Raw genomic sequence first — 25,049 nt, forward strand, 5'->3', positions numbered from 1 at the left:
CGTGTCCGCGACGGAGGATCCTCAGCGGACGGCGAGGAGACCGTCCACCAGAGCCCGGAGCCTGTCCAGGCTCGCTTCAGGCCGAGCCGGGCCCGCAGGGCCGACACGCTCCTCAGCGCAGGTAGACGCGGTCGGGGTCGACATCCTCGCGCAACAGCCGCAGCTCGGCGGGGGCAGGGGGCTCGATCGTGGCCAGGTCGACGGCGACCTGGAGGTCCCAGCCGGTGGCGGCCCGCACCTGGTCGGCCGTCATCCCGGGGTGCACAGCCGTCAGCCGCAGTTCCTCGCCGACGCGCTCGCGGGCGAGTATGCCAAGCTCGGTGATGACACGGGTGACCCCGGCCCCCAGCGGCCTGATGCCCTCGGCGAGGGCGCGGTCGGGGGCGGGTGAGGTGCAGAAGTCGAGCTGCTCGGTGAACGAGCGCGGGTCGTGGCGGCGCATGACGACGAAGACCTCGCGGGCGCTCGCCATCACCTCAAGCGCGCCGCCGGACCCCGGCAGCCGTACCTTCGGCGCACTCCACTCACCGATGACGGAGGAGTTGAGGCTGCCGAACCTGTCGATCTGCGCGGCCCCGAGGAAGCCGACGTCGATATGGCCGCCCTGGAGGACCGAGCCGAAGAGCGTGGGCATCGGCAAGACGGCCTCGGCCCCCGTGATGAGGACGGCGTCGGCGATGGTCTCCGGCAGGTGGGAGGGGTGGGCGCCGCAGACGCCCGACTCGTAGACGATCTCCAGGCCCGGAGCGACGGTGAGGTGGGCGAGGGAGGCGGCGAGGGTGGGCAGCCCTATCCCGGCGAAGACGGTGCGTCGCGCGGCCAGTTCGCGCGAGGCGACCACGGACAGGAGTTCGGAGGAGGTGACCTCGGCGGTCGCGCTCATGTGCGGCTCGCTTTCGGGGAGAGAGGCAACGAGGGAAGGTGGCCACGGGCCGCGCGCTCACAGCCGCCGCCCGTAGTTCACGGGCAGGCTCATCGCCTCTCCGACGGCCAGCCCGTCCCAGAACTCCTCGCCGAGCCGGGCCACGTACGCCGCGTGGTCCTCCGTCCCGTACACCCATTCCGCCAGCCACGCGCGCAGCCGCTCCGCGTCCTTGCTGATGTGCGACCAGGCCCGGTAGAAGGCGTTGTCGCGGTCGTAGTAGCCCTGCGCGAAGGAGGGGTGGGCGCCGCGCGGGCAGGCGACGACGGCGTCGACCGCGTGCGCGGGGATGACGGTGCGGTTGGGGTCGGAGCGTATGACGTGGTCGTCCACGACCTCCTCGACGATGACCACCGCGTGCCGCGCGGCGAACACCGCTTCGGCCTGCACGCCGGTCAGGCCCCAGATCTGGGTGTTGCCCGCGCGGTCGGCGCGCTGTGCGTGGACGAGCGTCACATCCGGGTTGACGGGCGGTACGACGTAGATCTGTTCGGGCTCGCCGTCCGGCCCCGGGTAGGGCGAGATGACCTTGCGCAGCGCGCTGTTGACGGCGGGCAGGTCGCTTCCCGCGTAGGAGCGCAAGGGGTAGAAGGGCAGCCGCTGGGCGCCCGCGAGATAGCGGCAGATCATGCCGTAATGGCTGTACTCCTCGAAGGCCAGCGGCGCGGGCCGCCCGGTCTCCACCCGGCGGCGCAGCTCACCGAGGGAGCCGGCGGAGGAGTTGCCGACGAAGGAGGAGACGAGGGTGGAGACGCAGCCGGCGGCGAGCATCTGGTCGACGACGATGTCGGCGGTCATCCGCACCACGGTCAGGTCCTTGCGGCCCTGCCGGATGATCTCGTGCCCGGCGGCGGTGGGGATGAGGTGGGTGAAGCCCTCCAGGGAGACGGTGTCCCCGTCGTGGACGTACCATGCGACGGCCTCGCGCAGGGACAGGCGCTTGTCGGCTGCGGCGGGTTGAGCCATGGGCGCTCCTCGTCGGGTCGGGGTCGGGGTCGGGGTCGGGGTCGGGGTCGGGGTCGGCCCTACGCTGCCAGCAGCCATTGATCTGGGTCCAATACCAAATTAAAGTCACTTTGAGACGGCAAACTGATAAGTCGGCGGAGGGGAGCGCCCGTGGAGCTGCGGTATCTGGCCTCGTTCGTCGCTGTGGCCGAGGAGCTGCACTTCGGGCGGGCCGCCAAGCGGCTGCACATGGCGCAGCCCCCACTCAGCCAGCAGATCCGTCAGCTGGAGAAGGAGCTGGGGGTCCAGCTGTTCGAGCGCAGCACCCGCTCGGTACGGCTGACCAGCGCGGGCGAATCCTTCCTCCAGCCGGTGCGCAAGGTCCTGGAGGACATCGGCATCGCGACGCGGGTCGCCAAGGCGGCCGGACGGGGCGAGTTCGGGCGGGTGAGCGTCGGCTTCGCCGGTGCCTCCAGCCATGCCACGCTGCCCCTGCTGACCCGCGCCGTACGGGCCGCGCACCCCGGCATCGAACTGGCGATGCAGGGTCAGAACTACGCGAACCGCGCGCTTGCCCGGGTCGCCGACGGCTCGCTCGACCTGGGTTTCGTGCGGCTGCCGGTCGACCGGCCCGGCGTGGCGACCCGGGTGATCGCCGAGGAGGAGCTGGTGTGCGCGCTGGCCTCCGACCACCCGCTGGCCCGTCAGGAGCGGATCGATGTGGCGGACCTGGCAGGCGAGCCGTTCGTCGGCTTCCCCGCCGGCACCGGCTCCAGCGTGCGCGACGTGATGCTCCAGACGTGCGAGAAGGCGGGCCACAACCCGCGCATCGTGCAGGAGGCTCCGGACTCGTACACCATCCTCGCCCTGGTGGCCATGGGCGTCGGGGTCACCCTCACGCTCACCTCGTGCACCCACATCCAGCAGACCGGCCTGGTCTACCGCCCGCTGACGGGCCCGCCCGTGGTGCTCCGCGCCGCGCTCGCCTGGCGTACGGACAACCCGTCGGCGGCCCTGCGCAGCGTGCTGGAGGTCGCCCGCGAGGCGCTGCCCGCCCCGGAGGGCGATTGAGAGCGAGAACATCTCAGCGCATGGCCGATCGGATATTGGACCGTCCGATTCCCGGGATGGAAAGCTCGCCGCACCACGCCGAAGCCCCCCACCCACGCCGCCCGCCACTGCCACCGCCACCAGGAAGGCCCTCACATGTCCGGCATCGTCATCTGTGCGCCGCTGCGCACCCCCATCGGCGCGTTCGGCGGCGGGCTCGCGGGCCAACGCCCCGAGGCGCTGGCCGCGTTGGTGATCTCCGAGATCGTGTCGCGCACGGGCATCGACCCCGAGAGGGTCGACGAGGTGATCCTCGGGCAGGCGTACCCCAGCCCCGAGGCGCCGGCCATCGGCCGCGTCGCCGCGCTGGACGCGGGGCTGCCCCCCTCGGTGACCGGCACCCAGATCGACCGCCGCTGCGGCTCGGGCCTCCAGGCGGTGCTGGACGCCGCGATGCAGATACGGGCCGGGTTCAGCGAGGTCGTCATCGCCGGCGGTGTCGAGGTGATGAGCGCGGCCCCGTATTACACCCACGAGGGGCGCTGGGGAATCAAAGGACCCGGCCTCCAGCTCCACGACTCCCTCGCCCGGGGCCGCGTGATGGCGGGCGGCGTCAACCACCCGGTGCCCGGCGGGATGATCGAGACGGCGGAGAACCTGCGCCGCGAGTTCGCCATCAGCCGCGAGGACCAGGACGCGCTGGCGCTGCGCTCCCAGCACCGGGCCGCACGCGCCCTGGAGGAGGGCCTGTTCGAGGCGGAGACGGTGCCGGTGACCGTACGCACCCGCAAGGGCGAGACCGTCGTCGCGGCCGACGAGCACCCGCGCCCGGACACGACGGCGGAGAAGCTGGCCGGGCTGCGGCCGGTGAGGGGCAAGAGCGACCCCGAGGCGACCGTGACGGCGGGCAACGCGAGCGGTCAGAACGACGCAGCCGCGGCCTGCCTGGTCACCAGCGCGGAGACCGCCGAACGGCTGGGCCTGACGCCGCTGGTGCGACTGGTCTCCTTCGCCCGTGCGGGGGTCCCCGCCCGCACGATGGGCCTGGGCCCCGTCCAGTCGACCAGGGACGCGCTCGCCAAGGCGGGGCTCTCCCTGGCCGACCTGGACCTGATCGAGCTGAACGAGGCGTTCGCCGCCCAGGTCCTCGCCTGCACCCGCTCCCTCGGGCTGGGCGAGAAGGACCACGAGCAGCGCGTCAACGTCAACGGCTCGGGCATCTCGCTGGGGCACCCGGTCGGCGCGACCGGAGCCCGCATCCTGACGACTCTCGCCCACGGGATGCGCCGCGACGGCGCCCGCCTCGGCCTGGAGACGATGTGCATCGGCGGCGGCCAGGGCCTGGCCGCCGTCTTCGAGCGGGTGGACGGCTGAACGCACAACCGTCCGGGTGCGGCCCTGCGGGGTCTGGTGCCGCGACGGGGCAAAGCCGGCCGGCAGCGCCCCGAAGGGGCGCGGTGCTGTGTCATATTGCGAACTCCGCCGCGTGGGCCCGACCAGCCTGGGTGTACCTCCCTGCTCGAAGAGCCAGGGGGAGGACTCGCAGCCGAACGACAGCGCCGCGGCACTTCTCGCGGAGCGCTCAGCTCCCGACGAGGCCGCCCGCCGGCTCGTCCAGCTCCTCCGCGATCCGGCGCAGGACGCCACGCGTCTCGGCCGGGGACAGCGAGCGGGTCACCAGCCGGTCGGTCACCCGCCGGTAGAGCTCGATGTCGGTGGGTTCCTCCAGATAGCGGGCGCTGTCGAGCTGCTCCAGGAACACCACGTCGGGCAGCTCGCTCTCCGGCAGCCGCAGCAGCGTGACGGGCCCGCCCGCCGCCGGGTGGCCTCCCGCGCTGAACGGCATGATCTGCACCGTCACATGGGGCAGCTCACTCAGCGCCACCAGGTGGTTGAGCTGGGCGCGCATCGTCTCGGCGCCTCCGACCGGACGGCGCAGCGCCGCCTCGTCGAGGACGGCCCACACGTGCGGGGCGCGCGGTCCGAACAGGATCTGCTGGCGCCGCATGCGCAGCGCCAGGCGCCGCTGGATACCGGCTTCCGGCTCCTCGTCGTGCGCCAGTTCGATCACGGCTCGCGCGTACTCCCTGGTTTGCAACAGGCCGGGCACGAACTGCACCTCGAAGGTGCGGATCACGCTCGCTGCCTGCTCCAGACCGATGTACGTGTGCAGCCACTCGGGCACCACGCCCTGGTAGGAGTGCCACCAGCCGGGGGTGTTGGCCTGCCCGGCCAGGGCGGTCAGGACCGCGCGCTCGCCCTCGTCGCTGACGCCGTAGATCGTGAGCAGGTCGCAGACGTCGCGCAGCGCGCAGCCGGTGCGGCCCTGCTCCAGCTCCTCGATCCGCTCATGGGTGACCCGGATGGCCTCGGCCGCCTCCTGGCGCGATATGTACTGTGCCTCGCGCAGTTTCCGCAGCCGGGTGCCCAGCACCATCCTCGGGACCGCTGGGGAGGCCGACCCCCCTTCCCACGTCCCGTTCTTCGCGCCGTCCCTGGCATCCGTTTCGCTGCCGGAGACGTCAATGATGCGCATGCCACCGCTCCCGTCCCGTAGCCGCATAGGTCTCGCCACCTTCCAAGTTTCCCTCCCCGCTCCGATGTCTTCACACCCGGGTACCTGCCCAACTGGCACTCAAGTCAGGCACGTCGGTGCTCAGGTGTCTTGCCGATGGCACATCCACGGCCGGATCCGGTGGTCACGCGCACGGCGGCTTGCCCTGATCGCGCGGGCGGAGTAAACGCTCCGTTCATGGGAACCACACGGCGGACGCCCCGGAGACGAGGGCGGCCACAGCGGCCACTTCCGGCCACGGACCGGGCCACCCGGCGCACAGCGGGCAGGGGCGGCCCGGCCACACCGAGGAGCGGGCGCGGGCCGCCGCCACGCGGCTCGCGGGGCCGGGGCGCACGGTACGGCGCTCACCTGGGTGGACAACGCGGGGATCACCCGTGTCAAGGCCGTGCCGGCCCGGTGGCGGGCGATCCGGTGCACGAGGATGGCCGGCCGCTGCCCTCCTCGCTCGCGGAATCGCTGGGCCGCTTCGAGCGCTCCGAGGTGCTGCGTGAGGCGCTGGGCGAGACGCTGTTCGGAGCGGTCGCCGCGGTGCGCCGCGCGGAGAACGAGCTGTTCGAGGGGGCGTCTCTCCAGGAGATCGCCGCAGCCACCCGAGGGAGGTACTGAATGCCCGGATTCCCGCCGCTGATCGACCAGCACTGCCACGGTGTGCTCAGATCGGGTCCCGATCGCGCGGCGTTCGAGACGTACTTGACCGAGGCGAACGTGCCTCCCCCGCCCGCCTCGCCCCCGTCCGGCGTGCCCCGGGCCACGGCGCTCTCCCCCGCACCCGGCGCCTCGGGTCCTCCGTTCAGTTATTTCGACACCCAGCTCGGCTTCGCGCTGCGCCGCTGGTGCGCGCCCGTGCTGGACCTGGAGCCGCGCTGTCCGCCCGGCGTGTATCTGGAGCGGCGGGCCGAGCTGGGTACGGCCGAGGTCACCCGCAGAATGCTGCGGGCGAGCGGCATCTCCACCTTCCTCGTCGACACCGGGCTGCCCGGCCGGCTGCTGACGCCCGGGGAGCTGGCCGAGACGGCGGGCGCCGAGGCCCATGAGATCGTCCGGCTGGAGCGGCTCGCGGAGCGCGCGGCGGACACGGCGCGGGACACCCACGCCTTCTTGGCGGAACTCTCCGACGGGGTGCGCGAGTCGGTCCGCGCGGCGCGCGGTTTCAAGTCCGTGGTCGCCTACCGCATCGGCCTGGACTTCGACCCGGGCCCGCCGGGCACCTCGGAGATCTACTCCGCGGCCGAGCGCTGGCTGACCTCCCGGGTGCCGGGCGGCAGGCTCTCGGACCCGGTGCTGCTGCGGCATCTGCTGTGGTCGGCGGTGCGCACCGGGCTGCCGCTCCAGCTGCACACCGGCTTCGGCGACCCGGACCTGCGGCTGGATCGCTGCGACCCGCTGCTGTTGACGGACTTCATCCGGGCGACGGCGCCCTACGGCACCCCGCTGGTGCTGCTGCACTGCTATCCGTATCACCGGGGCGCGGGCTATCTGGCGGCCGTCTTCCCGCACGTGTACGCGGACTTCGGCCTCTCCCTCTCGCACACGGGGGCACGCGCACGGGACGTGCTGGCCGAGCTGCTGGAGCTGGCGCCGTTCGGGAAGCTGCTGTTCTCCACCGGCGCCTACGGCCTGCCGGAGCTGTATGTGGTGGGTGCCGAGCTGTTCCGGGAGGCGATGACGGATCTGACGCGGGTGTGGACGGAGCGGGGCGAGTGGTCGCACGAGGACGCGCGGAGGGTGACGGCGATACTCGCGAACGGCACCGCGGCGAGGCTGTACGGGCTGTAGCGCGGCGGGGCCGTACGGCTGTGGCGCGGGGCGGGCGGCGACGCCCCCTCACCCGCCGTGGGGGCGGGGAGGGGGCGCGGGTGGCGGGAGGTGACGGTCAGCCGATGTTCACATCGACGCAGGCGTAGAACGCGTTCGCCGTGTCGGCGACGTTCCAGACGGCGAGGACGGTCTGCTTGCCGGAGAAGCTGCCGAAGTCCACGTTGTGCGACAGCTGCGACGGGGGCTGCTGCCCGCCCTGGTCGAATTCGGCGATCTTCTGGCCGTCGATGTAGTACTGCCAGGTGGTGGTGCGGTGGGCGGCGGTCAGGTTCCAGTTGAAGGTGGCCGACTTGCCGACGTTGGCCACGTTCCAGCCGTGGTTGTCGTCCCGCAGCTCGGCCCACTCGTCGTGGCCGCCCGCGCAGTCCTGGAGACCCTTGGGCCCCTCGACGCTCTGGGGCTCGTACTTGATGGAGCCGCACTCGACGACCCCGGCTGCGCACTGAGCCTGCCTGCTCGCCGGGTCGGTGATGTAGCCGTGTGCGCTCGCGGGGGTCACGGACAGGCCGAGGACGAGCAGCGGGGAGAGTCCGGCACCGATGAGCGCGGCCAGCTTCCTCTTCTTGTGCATGTCAACTCCTTCACGGTCGAGGCCCGCACCCTTCTCGGTTTGTCGCGGCGGCCTCGGTGGGGGGTCGCGAGCGCGAAGGCGCTTCCGTCGTCGGCACCGGCCGCGGCAGTCCCGTGAAGTTCTGACCAGCCGCGATCTGGCCGTAACGGCCCACACTCGCCCATTGGTCTAGACTTTACTCGCTGACTGCTCACGGTCAAGAGGGCGTACACCAAAGAGAGTTGAACGGAAACGGGACGCGGGGCGGGGCAGAGCGCGGGGCCGGACACACGGCGAGGGGCGGAACGAGGGCGGAACCGAGGGGCGACCCGCCCGCTCAGCCGTCACTTCTCCCGCTGCTCGGAGACGCGGGTGAGGACGAGCACGGCCATGTCGTCCTGGCGCTGCCCGCCGGTCCACTTGGTGACGGCCTCCAGGAGCCTGTCCGCCAGTTGGTCCGGCCGCCTCGGCCCGACTCCCGACAGCGCTTCGACGACGTCGAAGAAGACGCCGCGATCGTTCCGGGCCTCCGTGACGCCGTCGGTGACCAGGATCAGGGAGTCCCGCGCGGCGAAGGCGAAGTTCTCCTCGACGGGGTCGCCGTGCGCGGGGCCGAGCCCGGTGGACAAAGGCAGCTCCGGGTTGGCCGGCTCCAGACAGGACACCTGGTCCCCGCTCACGAGATAGGGCGGCGGGTGCCCCCGGTTGAGCACGGTGATGGTCTCGCCGCTCGGCGGGATCTGCACCAGCAGCGCGGTCACGAACCCCTCGATGTCGTCGAGGGTCTCCTGTCGCCGCATGCCCTCTCTGTCCAGCGCGCGATCGAGGCGGTCGGCCAGGTCGTGCAGGCTCGGCGCGTGCTCGGCCGCCTCCCGGAACGCGCCCACCGCGACGGAGACGGCGGAGACGGCGGGCAGCCCCTTACCGCGTACGTCCCCGATGAGGGCGCGGATGCCGAAGGGGGTCTCCTGGAGCGCGTACAGGTCCCCGCCGATGGCGGCGCCCACCTGCGCCGCCACATAGCGGTCCGCGACGGCGATGGGCCCGACGGCGGGAGGCGGCGCCGGGAGCACGGCCCGCTGCGCCGCCTCCGCGACGGTCAGCGCGAGGGCCAGATCCCTGCCCTGCCGGTCGACGAGCCACTTGATCCACAGCCCCACCAGACTGATCACCAGCACCACGAGGACATCGGTGGCCTGCGCGTACTTCTCACGACCCGCGTACTGGGCCACGCCGCCCGCCATTCCGCAGGCCAGCAGGGCGAGCAGGGCGCTGGCCCGGAACGAGTAGACGGTCCCGGCCACCAGCGGAGTGCAGGCCAGCAGCGGCAGCCCGTAGTGAGGCCGGGGCGCGAACACATCCACCGCCCCGCCCGCGAGAAGGAGCAGCGGCGGGGCCACGTACGGCACTTTGACCAGCGCAACCTCGGGGCGACCCACCCGGCCCTCCCTGTTCCTTCTCGACGCGGGCGCAGAGCTCGTCGCTCTGTCCCGGTGATTCTCCCATTTGCGTATATTTCTGCACGGTCACGGTGAAGCCGGAAAGGTGTGCGAGCCGCCTGCGGGGCTGACGGCGACGGCCAGGAGATCCGGAGAATCACCCGTTCGGCCCGCAGACCGTGGCGAGGACCCCGTGAAGTCGCGCGCGGCCGGGCCGGCGCCTCCTCGGCCGTCCCGCCCGCGCCGGGCGAGGAGTCACGTGGCGGCCGGCGCCTGGAGCGCGGGAAGCAGGTGGGCGTGGGCCCAGGCCGCCAACGAGGTGGGGGTGGTGGTGAGCACCGTGCGGGGGTCCTCCGCACGGAAGCCGTCGCGCGTCCAGGCCGACATCCCGACGACGCCCTCGACCTGCCTGTCGCCGAGCCCGGCGGCCCGCAGCACCCCACGCAGCGCGTCGTCGGAGATCCGCTCGGCGCGCACCGGACGGCCGAGCGCCCGGGTCAGGATGCCGGCGGCGTGGGAGAAGGAGAGGTCCTCGGGCCCGTGCACCGCCTGCACCCGATGCCCCGTCCAGACGTCCGAGAGCAGGCGGGCCGCGGCCACATCGCCGATGTCGCGGGGGTCGACCCACGGCATCGGCTCGTCGATGTCCATCGCGGTGCGCAGGACGCCGTCCGTGCGCAGCGCCTCCAGCTCGCCCAAGAGGTTGCTGAAGAAGTAGCCGCAGCGCAGATGGAGGACATGGGCGCCGGTCTCGTTCAGCAGCTCCTCGGTGCGGCCGAGCCCGTCGATCTCCCCCGCGCCCGAGCGCTTCTCCGCGCCGACGCTGCTGAGGAACACGGTGCGCGCGATCCGGTTCTCCCGCACCGCGCGCGCCGCGTTGGCCCCGGACTGCGCGTAGCCCTCCACCGGGTCCTCGGCACCGGTCGGCGGGTCGACCCAGAACAGCGCGCCGACCCCTTCGGTCGCCCGCACCACGGCGTCGGCGTCGCTCTGGTCGCAGCGCACCGTCCCGACGCGGTCCACGAGCCGCGCGTCCAGCTTCGACGGGTCCCTCATCAGCAGCGTCGGCCGGACACCCGCTTGGAGCAGCAGCTGGACGACCCGCGAGCCGACGTGTCCGCTGGGAGTGGTCACCGCGATTTTCATTGTTCTCCTTGAACCGTTTCGCCACTGGTTGTCCGGGAGCGTTCGCGTGCTTTCCCCCAGGAGCGGCGCTTCCCCCCTGGAGCGTTCGCGCGTTCCGGCGAACTGGCCTATATCTGGACAATAGGCCGGATTGAGCACCACGCGAGAGCGCGGAGGGCGGAAGCATGGAAGATGCCGAGACCCCCTGGGAGGCCGAGGATCCGGATGTCGTCCTCGACGTCCCCACGCTCCAGGTCGAAGAGATCAACCTGGAGGTCGAGGATCTACGCGCGCGGGTCTCCTTGCAAGCGGAGGTCCTGGACCTGCTCAAGCTCAATGTCGGCGCCGACGTGGAGCTGGGCAAGGTCCAGCTCACCGTCAAGGGCGTGGAGGCCCAGGCGCTGCTGAAGGTACGGCTGGACAACGTGGCGGCGATCATCGAGCGGGTACTGGAGACGATCGACAACAACCCGGAGATCATCCGGTCGGTCACCGACGCCGTCGGCTCCGCGGCCCGCGAGATCGGCAGCGGCGCCGGGACCGCACTCGGCGAGGTGGGCCAGGGTGCCGGTGGCGCTGTCCAGCAGGTGGGCCAGGGCGCGGGAACAGCGGTGGGTGAGCTGGGCGGAAGCGCGGGCCAGGCGCTCGAAGGCGTGGGCCAGGGCGCCGGTGCCGCCACCGGAGCACTGGGGGAAGCGGCGGGCCGGACGGTCGAGAACGTGGGCGGGAGCGCCGGCCAGACGGTCGAGAACGTGGGCGAGAGCGCCGGCCAGACGGTCGAGAACGTGAGCGAGAGCGCGGGACAAGCCGTCGAGAGCGCCGGGCAAACCGCCGAGGAGGCGGGCGAGGCGGCGGGGGAGGCCGCCGCCGGAGCGACGGGCGCGGAGAAGGAGACGGGGGCGAAGAAGGCGTCCGCGAAGACCGCAGCCAAGAAGAGCGCCGCCAAGAAGTCGGCGTCCGGGAAGAAGAGCGCATCCGCCAAGAAGACGTCCAAGAGCGCCGCGTCGTCCCGCTCGGGCAGGAGTGGCGGCGGCAAGAGCGGTGGCTCGCACGGCGGTTCGCACGGCGGTGGGGCCAAGAAGCGCATCCAGCCTCCCTGAAAGCGCGCGTCCTACGAAGGGCCGGACCCGGAGGCATCCGACATCGCCCTGACCACGGGGCTGACGGCCGACGCGCTGCGCTTCGGCACAGAACCGGATGTCACCGTCAGCTTCCACGGCGCCCCCGGCCGTGTCTCCGCCTCGGAGAGCACCCGCTCCCGGCTGCCCGAGCGGGTGGTTGCCGGGGTCGACTACGAGGACATCCAGATCGCCTACCTTCTGGCGAGCCTGCTCACCGGCGACGCCAGTGACACCAGCGACGCCCTGCTGCGAGCCCACCTCCCGGCCGGGAGACCGCACGACTGAGCCCCCACGGTCCCGGCGCCGACCCCGTACCGGACCTGCTTCCGGCCCGTACCACGCGAAGGGTCGGCGCCCAGATCCACCGCGGCGCCCATGCGCCGCACGCCGCACACCCTTCACACGCGTACGCCCTCTGGACACCGCACGCCCTTTGCGGGATAAGGATTCCATACAGTATGAGTCGACTGTATGCGATCCACCCTCCCGTCGACCACGGGAGGGCGCAGCCGCAGTGCACGAGGCAGACAACCTCCACGCGAAGGGTCAGCAGATGGCACGAACTCACGATCCGTCGACGGCCGTCGCCTACCGTGAGGTGACCGACCACAACGGCCGTGTCTACCGGATCGGCGAAACAGACCGCGAACTGCTGGGCCACTCCCGGAAGATCATGGTGTATCTCCCGTGGATCGCGATGATGGCCATCAGCGTCTTCGAGTACGCGTACGGCTCGGCGGAGGACACCCTCTCCGAGGCACATCACTGGACGCAGAGCGACACCTTCTGGATCCTCAGCGTCTGGGTGTTCTTCCAGGCGGGCGTGGCCTTCCCGGCCGGCTGGCTGCGCGAGCATCACCTCCTCAGCCCACGCCGGGCGATGTACGTGGGGGCGGCGCTGGCGCTGGTGGGCTTCTTGTCCCTGTCCCACACCTCCAACGTGCTGCTGGCCATCCTCGGGTTCGGGCTGCTGGGCGGGGTGGGCTCGGGGTTCATCTACGCCACCTGCATCAACACCGTCGGCAAGTGGTTCCCCGAACGCCGGGGCGGCAAGACGGGGTTCGTCAACGGCGGCTTCGCCTACGGCGCCGTCCCGTTCATCTTCTTGTTCAACTACGCCTTCGACACCAGCAATTACCAGGGCATCCTGGACGCGATCGGGGTCTACGTGCTGGTCGTGGTGGCGGTCTGCGCGTGGTTCTTCCGCGACCCGCCGCGGAACTGGTGGCCCGCCGACCACGATCCGCTGGCCCGCACCGGCAGCGCCAAGGCCGTTGCGGCGCTGGACAAGAACCCGCCGGCGGCGCGGCAGTACGCGCCGATGGAGGCGATGCGCACCGGCATGCTGCCGCTGATGTGGTTACTCGTGGTGATGACGGCGGGAGTGTCCATCTTCGGCATCTCCTTCCAGGTGCCGTTCGCCAAGGAGGTCGGCTTCGGGCCAATGGTCGCCGCCTCCTCGATGGGCATCATGTCGATCATCAACGGGATCGGCCGGGGCTTCATCGGCTGGCTGTCGGACCGGTGGGGGCGCAAGACCACGCTGATCTTCGTCATCGTCGTGCTGGGGCTGGCACAGTTCGGCGTCCTGTGGGCCGGAAGCATCCGCAGCCAGTTCCTCTTCCTGCTCTTCGCCTTCATCTCCGGCTTCGGCAGTGGCGCGTTCTACCCGATGTTCGCCGCGCTCACCCCGGACTACTTCGGCGAGAACCACAACGCCACCAACTACGGCATCGCCTACAGCGGCAAGCTGGTCAGCGGCCTGTTCGGCGGGGGACTCGGCGCGATGGCCGTGGACTCGTGGGGCTACGACGGCGCGTACGTACTGGCGGGCGGCATCTCGCTGCTCGCCGCCGCGCTGGCGCTGCTCCTGCACCGCCCCGGCGCCGCCCGACTCGCCGCGCGCTGACCAGCCGTACCGACGACGAAGCCGACCACCCGCACCCATGAAGAACCGGCCCGGCCGGGGTCCCCCTCCCGGCCGGGCCGCGCGGCTCCCGGTGGCACCGCCCGGTGGCACGGGTTCCGCGCGAATATTCCGGACGCATCATTGGGCACGTACGCGGCGTCAACCGCGGTCAGCAGATGGCCAGAACGCATCCTTGTGACCACCGAAACGGAAAACTACGGTAGATAAAGTGACGCGGCCTTCCTGCGGTCTCGTGGAGAAAAGTCCTGAGTTCACAGGGCCTGAGTTCACAGGAAAAGCGCACGGGGAGAATGTCACGCACTCTTCCCGGGCTACGCGGCACTACGTGAATCGCAGTACGGTACGGCAGCGGGGCCACCGATCCGTGGAGTTGCCTTGGCACGGAGTTCTCGTACTCGACCTGCCCCACCGACGATACCGCTCACGCATATGCCGCCCACACCTGTCATTCCTGTCCGCCCTTTCGGCGAGGGCATTTCGCGCGCTTTACGGCTGAAGCCGGAGTCCTACAGGCACGCTCTCCCGGCGGCACACCGGGGGACGACGGCGAGCCGGCGGACGAGGCGGCAGGGGACGGCGGGCCCGGATGGGGAGCCCGGGTGAAATCGCCGCTGCCGTACCCGCCCGAGGGCATGGCGGCGCCCGACGGGGGCGAGGAGGCACCGCGATGACGTCGGCCGACGGTACCCGCGACTGGTACACCAAGGCGGGGGTACGCACGGATCCCAGACGGCTGCTCGCCGGCGAACTGGAGGCCGGGCAGCTGTTCTTCCCGCCGGACCTCATCCCCTACGCCCGGCACCCGGCGGTACTCGCTCTCCCGGAGCCGCGCAGGAAGGAGCTGTTCACCCGCCATCTGTTCCAGTACCTGGGCTTCACCGCGCAGTTCGAGACCCAGGTGGTCAACCGGGCGACGGAGCGCATCGCGGGCGGGCGCAGCGGCGTGGAGCTCCCCGGCGCCGTCCGGCTGGACGCCTACCGCATCTACTGCGACGAGGGCTACCACTCGCTCTACAGCTTCGATGTCGTCCAGCAGCTCTCGGCGGCCACCGGAACCGCGCCCCTGCCCTACGACTTCACGCCGTTCCTGGCCCGGCTGGACGACGTCGGTGCGCGGGCCCTGCCCGGCGAGACGGCGCTGGCACAGCTGCTCCAGGTCGTGGTCTTCGAGACGCTGGTGACCGCCTTGCTCAACGACATCCCCCGGGACCGCCGTGTGCTCACCGTCGTCCGGGACATCGTGCGCGACCACGCGCGCGACGAGGGGTGGCACCACGTCTTCTTCTCCCGGCTCTTCCGTCAGCTGTGGAGTCAGCTTCCGGACGCCACCCGGGGCCGCGTGGCGCGCTGTCTGCCCGCGCTGATCCGCGCGAGCCTGCTGCCCGACCTGCGCCCCGTGCGGGCGTCGCTGACGGCCGCGGGTCTGGCGCCCGCCACGGTCGAGGAGGTCGTGCGCGACGCGTATCCCCGTGCCGAGGTGGACGCGGGAATCCGCACCTCGGCCCGGCATTCCGTACGGCTCTTCGAAGAGACCGGGGTGCTCGATGTGGCGGGCGGCACGCGGGCGTTCGAGGAGGCGGAGCTGCTGATCCCGTCCGGGTCCGGGGCCCGGCACGGACTGCCCGGACAGCGCGGGACCCCCCGGGGTGAACAGCGCGAGACGCACGGGGGCGAGGGGACAGCGAACACCTGACCGGCCAACCGAGAGAGGCACAGATGGACCAGGCAGCGAGAGACCGGGCACGCAGGGGCGGAGACCGGGCGGAGCGCGGGCTGTTCTCGCTCGCCGAGCTGGAGGTGCCGGCCCTGCACAAGCTGGTGACCAGGTCGGTCGAGCTGTTCCACAACCCGAAGGCCCATGAACTTCCGCTGGCGGGCCAGGCCGTCGGCGTGCTCTTCACCCGTACGTCCACCAGGACCCGTACGGCCTTCACCGTCGGGGCGCTGCGGCTGGGCGGCGCGCCCATCGGCTACGGCCCCGGCGATCTCCAGCTCAACACCGGGGAGTCGGTGGGCGACACGGGCAGGGTGCTCGGTTCCATGCTCGACGCGCTGGTGGCCCGCACGGCGGGGCCCGTGGAGGAGCTGAAGACCCTCGCGCGGGAGGGCGGGCTGCCGGTGGTCAACGCGATGTCGACCGAGGAGCACCCGACCCAGGGCATCTGCGACCTGGCCGCCCTCACCCTGGAGCACGGCGATCTGAGCGGCATCCGGGTGCTGTACGTCGGCGAGGGCAACAACACCGCCGTAGCTCTGGCCCACGGTCTCGCCGCGGTACCAGGAGCCCGGGTCACCTTCGCGGTGCCGCGTGGCTACGGGCTGCCGGAGGGAGTGCTGGAGGCGGCCGGGCAGCGGGCCCGGCTGACGGGTGCGGCGCTCCAGGAGATCCACGACCTGGCCGAAGCACCCGAAGAGGCGGACATCGTCTACACCACCCGCTGGCAGACCACGGGCACCGCCAAGGCCGACCCCGGCTGGCGGGAGGTCTTCCGTCCCTTCCACGTGGACGCGGCCTTGCTGCGGCGCTGGCCGCGCGCGCGGTTCCTGCACGACCTGCCCGCGCACCGGGGCGACGAGGTCGCCGGTGAGGTGCTGGACGGCGACAGGTCGCTGGCCTGGACGCAGGCGGCGATGAAGCTGCCCAGCGCGATGGCCGTGCTGGAGGAGGTGGCGGCGCCCCGCTGAGGGGGCGTACCAGCAGCGCACACCTCGGCGGGCGAGCCGCACCGGCACCCGCACCAGCCCGTACCCGCACCCGCACCCGCACCGACCCGGAGTGAGGACCGTATGCCGGAAATCTCCTACGTCTCCCGCTACGAGCATCTGACGGCTGACGATCTCGTGCCGCCCTCCCCCGGCGTCTTCTTCGAGCCGGCCGACACCGAGATCGGCGTCTGGGTCGTCAAGGACCTGCTCCCGAAGCGCGGCGGCGGCAGCGTGCTGGACCTCGGCTCGGGCAGCGGCGCCGCCGCCGCTGCCATGGCCCGCGCGGGTGCCGCCAGGGTGCACGGGATCGACGCCAGCGAGGCGAGCGTCACCTGGGCTCGCGGGCACCACGCGGTCAACAACGGAGCCGCCCATGTCACCTTCGCGCACGGCGACTTCGCGCGGCTTTCCGCCGAGCGGCTGCTGGCCACCGCCGAAGGGCCGCTGCCCCGGCCGCTGATCGTCACCAGCAACCCCCCGTACGTGCCCCTGACCCCGGAGGCCGATGCCCTGCGCCGCTCGATCAGCGGCGGGCCCGACGGCCTCAAGTGGGCGGAGGCGATCATCGGCCACGCCAGGACGCTGGGCACGGATGTGGGGTTCACCTTCGGCAGCTACTCCAGCCCCCGGCGGGCGATGGAACTGCTGGAGCACGCCGGGTACCGCGTCGCGGCGGTGACGCTGTGCCCGCTGCCGCTGGGCGACTTCACCCGCGAGCATCCCGAGCGGATGGCGGAGCTGGAGCAGCGGGGCGAGGCCGTCGTATGGCACCACGGGCCCGAGGCGCCGGGGTACTTCATCGTCGGCCTGGCCTGCCGCCGGACGGCGCCCGAACCGGTGAACGGCCACGGGCCGCTGACCGGCGAGGGCCTCATGGAACTCCTGCGGGCAGCGGCCACCTCGCGCTCCACCCGGCTGGAGGCCCTCAACGGCCGGGCGCCTTCGCCTCTGCCGTGGTCCGGCCCCCTCCGGGTGTTCGACCCGCCCCCGCCCCCCGCGCGGCACCACTGGTGACAGGGCGCCAGGTCCTGTGACCTCATCAGCGGGGTACCGGGGTGAACCGGCGGTCCGCCAGGAAGCCGGGCCTGGGCGCCGGGGCGGCGAAGGGCGGGCCCAGCGCGTTGTCGACGCTGTTGTAGACGACGAAGAGGTTGGTGCGCCGGAAGGGTGAGACGTTCCCGGCCGAGGCGTGCAGACAGTTGCAGTCGAACAGGACGGCGGAGCCGGCCGACGCGGTGAGCTGCTGGATGCCGTTGCGCAGCGCCAGTTCGGTGACCACGGTGCGGTCGGCGGGCGGGGTCTCCCCCACCGCGGGCACGAAGGTCCGGTGCGAGCCGGGGATGATCATCAAGGGCCCGTTGACAGGCTGGTTGTCGGTCAGCGCCACGGAGAAGCTCAGCGCGCGGGGCACCGCCATGCCGTCCTCCGAGTGCCAGGTCTCGAAGTCGGCGTGCCAGCCGCACATCGATCCGTTGAAGGCGGACTTGAGGCTGACCCCGCTCTGGTGCACGTACACCTCGGAGCCGAGGAGCTGACGGGCCACGTCCGCCAGCGGTGAGGAGCGAATGACGCGGGCGAAGACCTCGCTCAACGCGTGCACCTCGAAGACGGAGCGGATCCCGTCGGCGTCCGGCCCCGGCGCGACCCGCCCCGAGGCCCGCAACCCGGCGTCCCGGCCCAGGCGCTCGGTCTCCTCCAGGCAGCCGAGGATCTCCTCGGCACCGAGCAGCGCCTCGAAGGAGAGGAACCCGTCGCGGTCGAAGGCGGCCAGCTCACCGGCGCTCAGCGGCCCGTCGGCCTCCGTGCCCCACACAACCGGGTGCCGCCGGCGGAAGGGCACCGACTCGCGCACGGAACGGGTGGGATACAGGTCCTCCACGGGCTCTGCTGCGGTCATCCTCGTCCGTGCCCCCCTTCCGGGCCGATGAGTTCCCCGGAGACCTGCCCGTTGCCGGATGCGAAAAACTCGGCGCATATCTGTGGCCGAATCGGCGGAATGATTTCCGCCAAGGTCGAAAATTCCCTGGAAGAGGCGTGCGTATGGCGGGCAACCGACGCCGAAGATGCCCCCGGCAATTCATGTTCCGCGAGGCCCGGACAAGTCCGGCGCCAACGCCCCTCCGTATGCGAACGAGCGAACAGCAAGCGGGCCTGACGGGGAATTACCGCGGCGATTTCGTTTCCCGCACCCGCACACCTGTCCCGTGCCCTCGCCCCGCGCCTCCGTGACGGGGCGGCGCGCGGCACAGCGGTCACCCGGGTGGCGCACGCCGATGCGCCGCCGTCCGGCCTTCCGTGCGTTTCTGGAGGAGGAACGTACGGGCCCGGAGGCGGGAGGAGATCCGGCGTGATCATCCGCGATCTGGAGAGCGTCACGGCGGTCGAGTGGGGCAACGGCCTCAGCCGCCGGCTGCTGCTGGCCGCCGACGGCATGGGGTACAGCGTGACCGACACCCTCGTCCGCGCGGGCACCACCTCCCCGCTGGAGTACCGCAACCACTTCGAGGCGTGTTACTGCGTCGGAGGCTCCGGTGAGGTCATCGAGCGCGACGGGACCTCCCACCGCCTCACCCCGGGCACGCTGTACGCGCTGGACGAGCACGACCTCCACCACCTCGTGGCCGCGCCCCATGAGGACCTGCGCCTGGTCTGCGTCTTCGCCCCTCCCCTGCGCGGCGACGAGGCGCACCGGTTCGGCGAGGGCGCGCCGTCCTCGTACTGAACGCCCGCGCGGCGCCCTCCGACAACCCGGTCGAGGGCCGGGCGGCGCCTTGGTAGGTTCACCCTGTGCAATTCATGGTGCTGACCCAGCGTTATAGCGACCAGTTCAGCGAAGAGGACTTCGCAGCCGTCCTGCCACAGGAGACCGAGACCGTACGAGGGCTCTACGCCGACGGCAAGCTCCGTCAGATCTGGCTGCGGGGTGACACCCGAGGGGCCTGCTTCCTGCTCGAAGCCGCGTCACCGAGCGAGGCCGAAGCAGCGGTGGCCGCCCTCCCGCTGGCCCAGAAGGAGATGTCCGACTTCCAGATCATCCCCCTGAGCCCCTACGGCGGCTTCGGCCCCCGCTGACCCCGCCCGGCCTGTCGCCGCACGGAGGGCGAGCGGGGCTCGACGCCGACCGGTGCGGGCAACCGGGTGTTCACACTGAGCGACCCCGGCTGAGGGCGCTGCCCGTCGTCTGAGGTCCGCTCCCGCCCGGTGGCGCCCGGTCCCGGCGGGAGGGGAATATCACCGGCCCCGGGACGACTCCCACCTGCCCGTACGGGGAACCCGGTCCGGGAATGACAGGCCGGCCCGCGCTTGTTCCCACCGGCACCAGGGCGCGGCCCGCTCTGATGCCCCGTCGCAGGAGAGAACATGAGCACCATCGAGCTGACCAAGGACAACTTCGACGAGATCGTTCAGGACAACGACTTCATCCTGATCGATTTCTGGGCGTCTTGGTGCGGCCCTTGCCGTAGCTTCGGGCCCGTGTACGAGGCCGCCGCCGAGCGGCATCCGGACCTCGCCTTCGCCAAGGTGGACACCGAGGCCCAGCAGGAGCTGGCGTCGGCCTTCGAGGTCCAGTCGATTCCGACGCTGGCGATCATCCGGGACAGGACACTGGTCTTCTCCCAGCCCGGCGCGCTCCCCGAGGCCGCGCTGGAGGACCTCATCGGCCAGGCGCGCGACCTGGACATGGAAGAGGTACGCAAGGCCGCGGCCCAGGCTCAGGCCCAGGAGGGCGAGGTCCCGGCCCAGGAGGGCGGCGCCACCGCCTGATGAGGGCCCGCCCCTCCCCGCCACGGGGCCTTCCGGCTCCCGGAGAGCGCGGCGCGAAGGCCGCCCGGTCATCGACCGGGCGGCCTTCGCGTGTGCGGACGAGCCGCGGAGTGCCGGCCTTCGTGTGCGCGGACCGGCCCGGGAGATGTCCGGGCTCCCGCCGGGTCAGCCCTGTGCGGTCCGCGCGCCCACTCCCGCCGGGGTGGGGCGGGGCGCCAGACGGAAGTCCTGGCGGACGGGGTGCCCGTCGCGGGCCTGGACGCGGGCGACGGCGGCGAGCCGGTCGGGACCGCTGGCGATGACGTTGACGAAGTGGTCGGGCAGGCCGGTGGCCGCGTACTCGCCCTGCTCGTCGGTGCTCGCGCGCAGCAGTTCCCTGCCGTGGGTGCCGGTGACCGTGATCGCTACGCCCCGCAGCGGCTGGCCGCGCTCGTCGGTGACCCTGCCCTTGAGCGTCGGCTGCTGCTGGAGCAGCCGGTGGGGGTGCGGGAGCACGGCGCAGGGCTGCGGCAGCTCGAACGAGGGGTCCTCGACGGGCGGCTCCGCCGGCACCTCGGCCTGCGCCTGGGCGCCCTCGGTCTCCTTACGGGCCTCGCGCCGCTCCTTCCAGGCGCCGAGCGCGATCAGCGCGATGCCCGCGACGACCCAGGCGCAGATGACCAGGACGTGGCGTCCGACGTCCTTCCCGTCGAAGTAGAACAGTCCGCGCAACGCCTCGATCAAATTGCCCATCGGCATGATCGGGTGCAGCGCCCGGAAGAAGCCGGGCACCATCTGGACGGGTATCGCTCCGCCGCTGGACGGCATGCTCAGCAGCACGAACAGCCCCATGGCCACGCCGGGGAAGAACTGCTTGAAGAACGGCACCAGTCCGTAGGAGGTCAGCGCGACGGCCTGGGTCATCAAGAAGATGAAGGGGATCGCCAGCGGCTCGTTCGGGATCACGTCCATCGCGCGGGCCACGAAGAAGGCGACCAGGCTCTCGACGACGCCGACGGACACCAGGGTGAGGACCTTCTTGCGTCGCCCGAAGGTGGTGGCCCTCAGCAGCATCATCACGCTGATGTACGAGGGGATCGTGCAGGCCAGGACGAGGTAGAACAGCCCGGTTCCCATGCCGTCGCCCGGCGCCGTGGGAGCTGCCTCGTGCACCTGGAGCCGTCCGCCGTCGTGCTCGGCGACGGAGGTGAACGTCTTTTGCAGCACCGACTCCAGCGAGTATCCGTCGGCCTTGGCGACGAAGAGCTGGGGGTGCTTGGCGTCCGGCGCGTATCCGGCGGTCACCGCGCGGCTGGTGACCGCGTCGTGGGCCGCGCCGGCGTCGGCGACGTGGTGGATGTCGAAGGCGCCGGGGCTCTTCTGTTCGAGTGCCTGCTCCAGCTGCCCGGCCGACGGCCCTGCCACGGCCACGTCCACGTGGTGCGGAACGGGGTTGTGGAAGGGCAGCAGATAGCAGACGAGGAAGCCGGCGAAGAAGAACGCCGGGAACCAGAGCGTCGACGCGAGGGTGCGCACGGTCGCGCCGAGCGAGGAGGTGTCGCCTTCCTCGCTCGGCGGGCTCTCCGGTTCCGCCTTGTGTTCCGCCATGGACGTGGTCCGCCTCCCTAGGTGTGTACGGGTGGGATGGCGCCTGAGCAGCGATGCATGCCCGAGGAGAGATGCATGGCAGGGCCAATGATTAGAAAGGCTAACAGAAAAGTGCAGCGCTGCAAAAATGCATTACTGTAGGGAACGAGTCGGGAGAGGCACCGGAGCACGGGAGCGAAGATGGCCGCCGAGACCACCGAGACCGCCGAGGCAGCACACGGCCTCCGGGAGCGGAAGAAGCTGGAGACCCGCACGGCGCTGCGCGGCGCCGCCGTCCGGCTCTATCTGGAGCACGGCCCCGCCGCCGTGACCGTGCACGACATCTGCGAGGCGGCCGGGGTCTCCCCGCGGACCTTCTTCAACTACTTCGACACCAAGGACGACGCGGTCTTCGACTGGGACCACCGCCTCACCTGTCAGCTGGTCGAGCTGCTCGCCGCCCGGCCCCGCGAGGAGCCCCCGCTCGAAGCGCTCCGCCAGACGCTGCGCACCGCCATCCCCGCGCTGGTCGCCGACGCCGGCTGGCACGAGCGGCGCCGCCTGCTGAGCGCCTACCCGGAACTGGTCCCCAAGCTGGTGCACAGCAACAGCAACATGGCCGAGGCCCTCGCCGAGGCCGTCGCCACGCGCACGGGACTGCCCCAGGAGGCGCTCTACCCCCGGCTGGTGGCCGGCTCGGCCCTCACCGCGCTGCGCGCCTCGATCCGCGCCTGGGATCCGGAGACCTCCGCCGAACAGCTGCTGGCCATGCTGGAGGAGGGCTTCGTCTCCCTCGCCGCCGGGCTCCCCGAACCCGAGCCGGACGGGGACGAGGGCACGGGCACGGGCACGGGCGGTCAGCGTCCGCCGAGCGCCTCGTCCAGGTCGTAGCGGACCGGCTGTTCGAGCTGTTCATAGGTGCACGAGCGCGGCTCACGGTCCTCGCGCCAGCGCCGGAAGAGCACGGTGTGCCGGAAGCGGTCCCCCTCCATGTGGTCGTAGGCCACCTCGCACACCCGCTCGGGGCGCAGCGGGATCCAGGAGGCGTCCTTCCCGCCGCTCCACCTGCTCGGCGCCCCCGGCATCCGGCCCTCCTCGTGCGCCGCCTCCTCCTGCCAGCGCGCCCACGGATGCTCCTCGGGGCTGTCCGTCCGCAGCGGCGCCAGCTCCCCCATCAGCTCCCGCCTGCGCACGGCGGGGAAGGACGAGGAGGCGCCCACGTACTGGAGAGTGCCCGACTCGTCGTGGAGCCCCAGCAGCAGGGAGCCGACGGCGTCGTGGTCGGCGCGGTGCGGACGCAGACCGGCCAGGACGCAGTCGGCCGTCCGCTCGTGTTTGATCTTCAGCATGACGCGCTCGCCGGGGCGGTACGGCAGCTCGGGCCGCTTGGCCACCACCCCGTCCAGCCCCGCGCCCTCGTAGTGCGCGAACCACTCCCGCGCGACGTCGCGGTCCTCGGTCACCGGCGCCAGATACAGGGGCGGAAGGGTTCCCTTCAGCGCCGCCGCCAGCATCCGGCGGCGCTCGCTCAGCGGCTCCTCCATGAGGTCGGTCTCCCCCAGCGCCAGCAGGTCGAAGGCGACGAACGAGGCCGGGGTCCGCCCGGCGAGCAGCCGCACCCGTGAGGCCGCCGGGTGGATGCGCTGCTGGAGTGCCTCGAAGTCCAGCCGTCCCGCCAGCGGTACGACGATCTCCCCGTCCAGCACACACCGCTCGGGCAGCCGCTCGCGCAGCGCGTCGGCCACCTCGGGGAAGTAGCGCAGCAGGGACTTGCCGGTGCGGCTGCCCAGCTCGACCTCGTCGCCGTCGCGGTAGACGAGGCAGCGGAAGCCGTCCCACTTGGCCTCGTACTGCATGCCGGGCGGGATGTCGGCGACGGGCTTGGCGAGCATCGGCTTCACGGGGGGCATGACCGGGAGATCCACACCTCGATTCTGCGCCGGGCACGGCGTACGCGCATGAGCGACCATGAGGCCATGCTGCTGGCCGATATCGCACACACATCCAAGGACGTCGCGGAGGCCACCGCGCGCAACGAGAAGGTGGCACTCCTGGCCGAGCTGTTCGGGCGTGCCGAGCCGTCCGAGGTGCCGGTCGTGGTCACCTACCTCGCCGGACGGCTGCCGCAGCGCAGGACGGGCGTCGGCTGGAGCGCGCTGCGGGAGCTGCCGTCGCCCGCCGCGGACTCCACCCTCACCATCGCCGGGGTGGACGCGGCGCTGACCCGGATCGCGGCCGTCGGCGGCAAGGGCTCGCAGGCCGAGCGCAAGCGGCAGGTGGGCGAGCTGCTGTCGGCCGCGACGGCGGAGGAACAGCACTTTCTCGTCCGGCTGATCGGCGGCGAGCTGCGCCAGGGCGCACTGGACGCCTTCGCCGTCGAGGGCCTGGCCGCCGCCGTCGGCGCGGAGCCGGGCGAGGTGCGGCGGGCCGTGATGCTGGGCGGCTCGCTGGGAGCCGTCGCCCGCGCGCTGCTGGCCGAGGGCCCCTCGGCGCTGGCGCTCTTCCGGCTGGAGGTCGGGCGCCCCGTGCTGCCGATGCTGGCGCACACCGCCAAGGACGTGGACGAGGCGCTGGACAAGCTGGGGCCGTGCGCCGTCGAGGAGAAGCTGGACGGCATCCGCGTCCAGGCCCACAAGGACGGCGAGGACGTACGGATCTACACGCGCACCCTCGATGAGATCACCGGCCGGCTGCCCGAGGTGGAGGCCGCTGTGCGGCGGGCCGGCGCGGTGCGCGCCGTGCTGGACGGCGAGGTGATCGCGCTGAAGGAGGACGGCTGGCCCCGGCCCTTCCAGGAGGTCTCGGGCCGGGTCGCCTCCCGGCTGGATGTGGCGGGCGCGAGCAGCGAACTGCCGCTCTCCGCCGTCTTCTTCGACCTGCTCTCCCTCGACGGCAGCGAGCTGCTCGACCAGCCGGCCGTCGAGCGGCACGCCGCGCTCGCCCAGGTGCTGCCGGAGGAACTGCGGGTGCGCAGGCTGCCTGTCACACACCCCGAGGACGAGGAAGTGCGGGGCGAGGCACGGAAGTTCGCGCAGGAGGTGCTGGCGCGCGGGCACGAGGGCGTCGTGGTCAAGGGCCTGGACGCCGGGTATTCGGCCGGGCGGCGGGGCGCCTCCTGGCTGAAGGTGAAGCCCGTGCACACCCTGGACCTGGTGGTACTGGGCGCCGAGTGGGGGCACGGGCGGCGCGCGGGGAAGCTCTCGAACCTCCACCTGGGGGCGCGGCGCGCGGACGGGACCTTCGGGATGCTCGGCAAGACGTTCAAGGGCCTGACCGATGTGCTGCTGGCCTGGCAGACCGAGCGGCTGCGCGAGCTGGCGGTCACCGAGGAGCCCTGGGGGGTGCTGGTGCGGCCCGAACTGGTCGTGGAGATCGCCTTCGACGGGGTGCAGCGCTCGACCCGCTACCCGGAGGGTGTGACGCTGCGCTTCGCCCGGGTCCTGCGCTACCGCGACGACAAGCGGCCCGAGGAGGCCGACACGGTGGAGGCGGTCAGCGCGCTGCTGCCCTGACCGCCTCCACCGGGGGGTGGGG

The 25,049-nt window shown here is 71.9% G+C and carries 24 protein-coding genes; 15 read left to right on the top strand and 9 right to left on the bottom strand.

Going from position 1 to position 25,049, the window contains the following annotated elements; translation table 11 throughout:
- Positions 1–112: 112 nt before the first annotated feature.
- Together OHB04_RS05775 and OHB04_RS05780 are read right to left on the bottom strand one after the other, a co-directional pair.
- Positions 113–883 carry a CoA-transferase subunit beta gene (locus OHB04_RS05775; protein WP_326806955.1) on the bottom strand — a complete coding sequence of 257 codons (771 nt, stop codon included), beginning with the start codon at positions 881–883 and terminating at the stop codon, positions 113–115.
- Positions 884–940: 57 nt separating this feature from the next.
- The gene (locus OHB04_RS05780) at positions 941–1,888 is read right to left on the bottom strand and encodes a CoA transferase subunit A (RefSeq protein WP_326806956.1); all 948 of its coding nucleotides are present in this window, start codon (positions 1,886–1,888) and stop codon (positions 941–943) included.
- A 150-nt stretch (positions 1,889–2,038) separates the two neighbouring features.
- On the opposite strand from OHB04_RS05780, the gene OHB04_RS05785 reads away from it, so the two are divergent.
- Together OHB04_RS05785 and OHB04_RS05790 are read left to right on the top strand one after the other, a co-directional pair.
- Positions 2,039–2,938 (top strand): LysR family transcriptional regulator, encoded by a 900-nt coding sequence (locus OHB04_RS05785; protein WP_326686599.1) that lies wholly within the window; start codon positions 2,039–2,041, stop codon positions 2,936–2,938.
- 135 nt (positions 2,939–3,073) lie between these two features.
- Positions 3,074–4,291, top strand: a complete 1,218-nt coding sequence (locus OHB04_RS05790; protein ID WP_326806957.1) for an acetyl-CoA C-acetyltransferase — start codon at positions 3,074–3,076, stop codon at positions 4,289–4,291.
- A 208-nt stretch (positions 4,292–4,499) separates the two neighbouring features.
- On the opposite strand, the gene OHB04_RS05795 is transcribed toward OHB04_RS05790, so the two are convergent.
- Positions 4,500–5,453 carry a helix-turn-helix domain-containing protein gene (locus OHB04_RS05795; RefSeq protein ID WP_326686601.1) on the bottom strand — a complete coding sequence of 318 codons (954 nt, stop codon included), beginning with the start codon at positions 5,451–5,453 and terminating at the stop codon, positions 4,500–4,502.
- A gap of 453 nt (positions 5,454–5,906) precedes the next feature.
- Between OHB04_RS05795 and OHB04_RS05800 the strand changes: the two genes are divergently transcribed.
- Together OHB04_RS05800 and OHB04_RS05805 are read left to right on the top strand one after the other, a co-directional pair.
- Entirely contained in the window at positions 5,907–6,101 is a 195-nt protein-coding gene (locus OHB04_RS05800; protein WP_326806958.1) for a hypothetical protein, read from the top strand.
- Entirely contained in the window at positions 6,102–7,271 is a 1,170-nt protein-coding gene (locus tag OHB04_RS05805) for an amidohydrolase family protein (RefSeq protein ID WP_326686603.1), read from the top strand.
- A 97-nt stretch (positions 7,272–7,368) separates the two neighbouring features.
- On the opposite strand, the gene OHB04_RS05810 is transcribed toward OHB04_RS05805, so the two are convergent.
- From OHB04_RS05810 to OHB04_RS05820, 3 genes are all read right to left on the bottom strand, one after another.
- The gene (locus tag OHB04_RS05810; RefSeq protein ID WP_326686604.1) at positions 7,369–7,884 is read right to left on the bottom strand and encodes a lytic polysaccharide monooxygenase auxiliary activity family 9 protein; all 516 of its coding nucleotides are present in this window, start codon (positions 7,882–7,884) and stop codon (positions 7,369–7,371) included.
- Between the two features lie 323 nt (positions 7,885–8,207).
- Positions 8,208–9,302, bottom strand: a complete 1,095-nt coding sequence (locus OHB04_RS05815) for a PP2C family protein-serine/threonine phosphatase (RefSeq protein ID WP_326806960.1) — start codon at positions 9,300–9,302, stop codon at positions 8,208–8,210.
- Between the two features lie 255 nt (positions 9,303–9,557).
- Entirely contained in the window at positions 9,558–10,448 is an 891-nt protein-coding gene (locus tag OHB04_RS05820) for an NmrA family NAD(P)-binding protein (RefSeq protein ID WP_326686606.1), read from the bottom strand.
- A gap of 164 nt (positions 10,449–10,612) precedes the next feature.
- Between OHB04_RS05820 and OHB04_RS05825 the strand changes: the two genes are divergently transcribed.
- The 6 genes from OHB04_RS05825 to OHB04_RS05850 all read left to right on the top strand — a co-directional run bounded on the left by OHB04_RS05825 (position 10,613) and on the right by OHB04_RS05850 (position 17,198).
- Positions 10,613–11,527: a hypothetical protein gene (locus OHB04_RS05825; protein WP_326686607.1), complete on the top strand. Its 915-nt coding sequence runs from the start codon at positions 10,613–10,615 to the stop codon at positions 11,525–11,527.
- Between the two features lie 174 nt (positions 11,528–11,701).
- Positions 11,702–11,833, top strand: a complete 132-nt coding sequence (locus OHB04_RS05830) for a hypothetical protein (RefSeq protein WP_326686608.1) — start codon at positions 11,702–11,704, stop codon at positions 11,831–11,833.
- Between the two features lie 268 nt (positions 11,834–12,101).
- On the top strand, positions 12,102–13,457 hold the full coding sequence (locus OHB04_RS05835; RefSeq protein ID WP_326686609.1) for an OFA family MFS transporter: 1,356 nt from the start codon (positions 12,102–12,104) through the stop codon (positions 13,455–13,457).
- A 688-nt stretch (positions 13,458–14,145) separates the two neighbouring features.
- Positions 14,146–15,171, top strand: coding sequence for a diiron oxygenase (locus tag OHB04_RS05840; RefSeq protein WP_326686610.1), 1,026 nt, complete (start codon positions 14,146–14,148; stop codon positions 15,169–15,171).
- Positions 15,172–15,194: 23 nt separating this feature from the next.
- Entirely contained in the window at positions 15,195–16,163 is a 969-nt protein-coding gene (locus tag OHB04_RS05845) for an ornithine carbamoyltransferase (protein ID WP_326686611.1), read from the top strand.
- 102 nt (positions 16,164–16,265) lie between these two features.
- Positions 16,266–17,198, top strand: coding sequence for a methyltransferase domain-containing protein (locus OHB04_RS05850; protein ID WP_326686612.1), 933 nt, complete (start codon positions 16,266–16,268; stop codon positions 17,196–17,198).
- A gap of 25 nt (positions 17,199–17,223) precedes the next feature.
- Here OHB04_RS05850 and OHB04_RS05855 read toward each other — a convergent pair whose 3' ends face one another.
- Complete coding sequence (locus tag OHB04_RS05855; RefSeq protein WP_326686613.1) at positions 17,224–18,081, bottom strand: phytanoyl-CoA dioxygenase family protein; 858 nt, start codon at positions 18,079–18,081, stop codon at positions 17,224–17,226.
- Between the two features lie 450 nt (positions 18,082–18,531).
- Between OHB04_RS05855 and OHB04_RS05860 the strand changes: the two genes are divergently transcribed.
- The 3 genes from OHB04_RS05860 (at position 18,532) to trxA (ending at position 19,949) form a co-directional block, all read left to right on the top strand.
- Positions 18,532–18,906: an ectoine synthase gene (locus OHB04_RS05860; RefSeq protein ID WP_326686614.1), complete on the top strand. Its 375-nt coding sequence runs from the start codon at positions 18,532–18,534 to the stop codon at positions 18,904–18,906.
- Positions 18,907–18,980: 74 nt separating this feature from the next.
- Positions 18,981–19,256, top strand: coding sequence for a muconolactone Delta-isomerase family protein (locus OHB04_RS05865; RefSeq protein WP_326692603.1), 276 nt, complete (start codon positions 18,981–18,983; stop codon positions 19,254–19,256).
- A gap of 288 nt (positions 19,257–19,544) precedes the next feature.
- Positions 19,545–19,949, top strand: coding sequence for a thioredoxin (trxA, locus tag OHB04_RS05870; protein WP_326686615.1), 405 nt, complete (start codon positions 19,545–19,547; stop codon positions 19,947–19,949).
- Positions 19,950–20,114: 165 nt separating this feature from the next.
- On the opposite strand, the gene OHB04_RS05875 is transcribed toward trxA, so the two are convergent.
- Positions 20,115–21,536: a carboxypeptidase regulatory-like domain-containing protein gene (locus OHB04_RS05875; RefSeq protein WP_326806961.1), complete on the bottom strand. Its 1,422-nt coding sequence runs from the start codon at positions 21,534–21,536 to the stop codon at positions 20,115–20,117.
- Between the two features lie 180 nt (positions 21,537–21,716).
- Between OHB04_RS05875 and OHB04_RS05880 the strand changes: the two genes are divergently transcribed.
- The gene (locus OHB04_RS05880) at positions 21,717–22,406 is read left to right on the top strand and encodes a TetR/AcrR family transcriptional regulator (RefSeq protein WP_326806962.1); all 690 of its coding nucleotides are present in this window, start codon (positions 21,717–21,719) and stop codon (positions 22,404–22,406) included.
- On the opposite strand, the gene OHB04_RS05885 is transcribed toward OHB04_RS05880, so the two are convergent.
- Positions 22,373–23,440 carry an ATP-dependent DNA ligase gene (locus OHB04_RS05885; RefSeq protein ID WP_326686618.1) on the bottom strand — a complete coding sequence of 356 codons (1,068 nt, stop codon included), beginning with the start codon at positions 23,438–23,440 and terminating at the stop codon, positions 22,373–22,375. The two genes, OHB04_RS05880 and OHB04_RS05885, sit on opposite strands and share 34 nt — an antisense overlap.
- Before the next feature lie 51 nt (positions 23,441–23,491).
- Between OHB04_RS05885 and OHB04_RS05890 the strand changes: the two genes are divergently transcribed.
- Positions 23,492–25,027 carry an ATP-dependent DNA ligase gene (locus OHB04_RS05890; RefSeq protein ID WP_326692604.1) on the top strand — a complete coding sequence of 512 codons (1,536 nt, stop codon included), beginning with the start codon at positions 23,492–23,494 and terminating at the stop codon, positions 25,025–25,027.
- Positions 25,028–25,049 lie beyond the last annotated feature (22 nt).

Origin of the sequence: Streptomyces sp. NBC_01775 (assembly GCF_035917675.1) — a bacterium.
GTDB lineage: Bacteria > Actinomycetota > Actinomycetes > Streptomycetales > Streptomycetaceae > Streptomyces.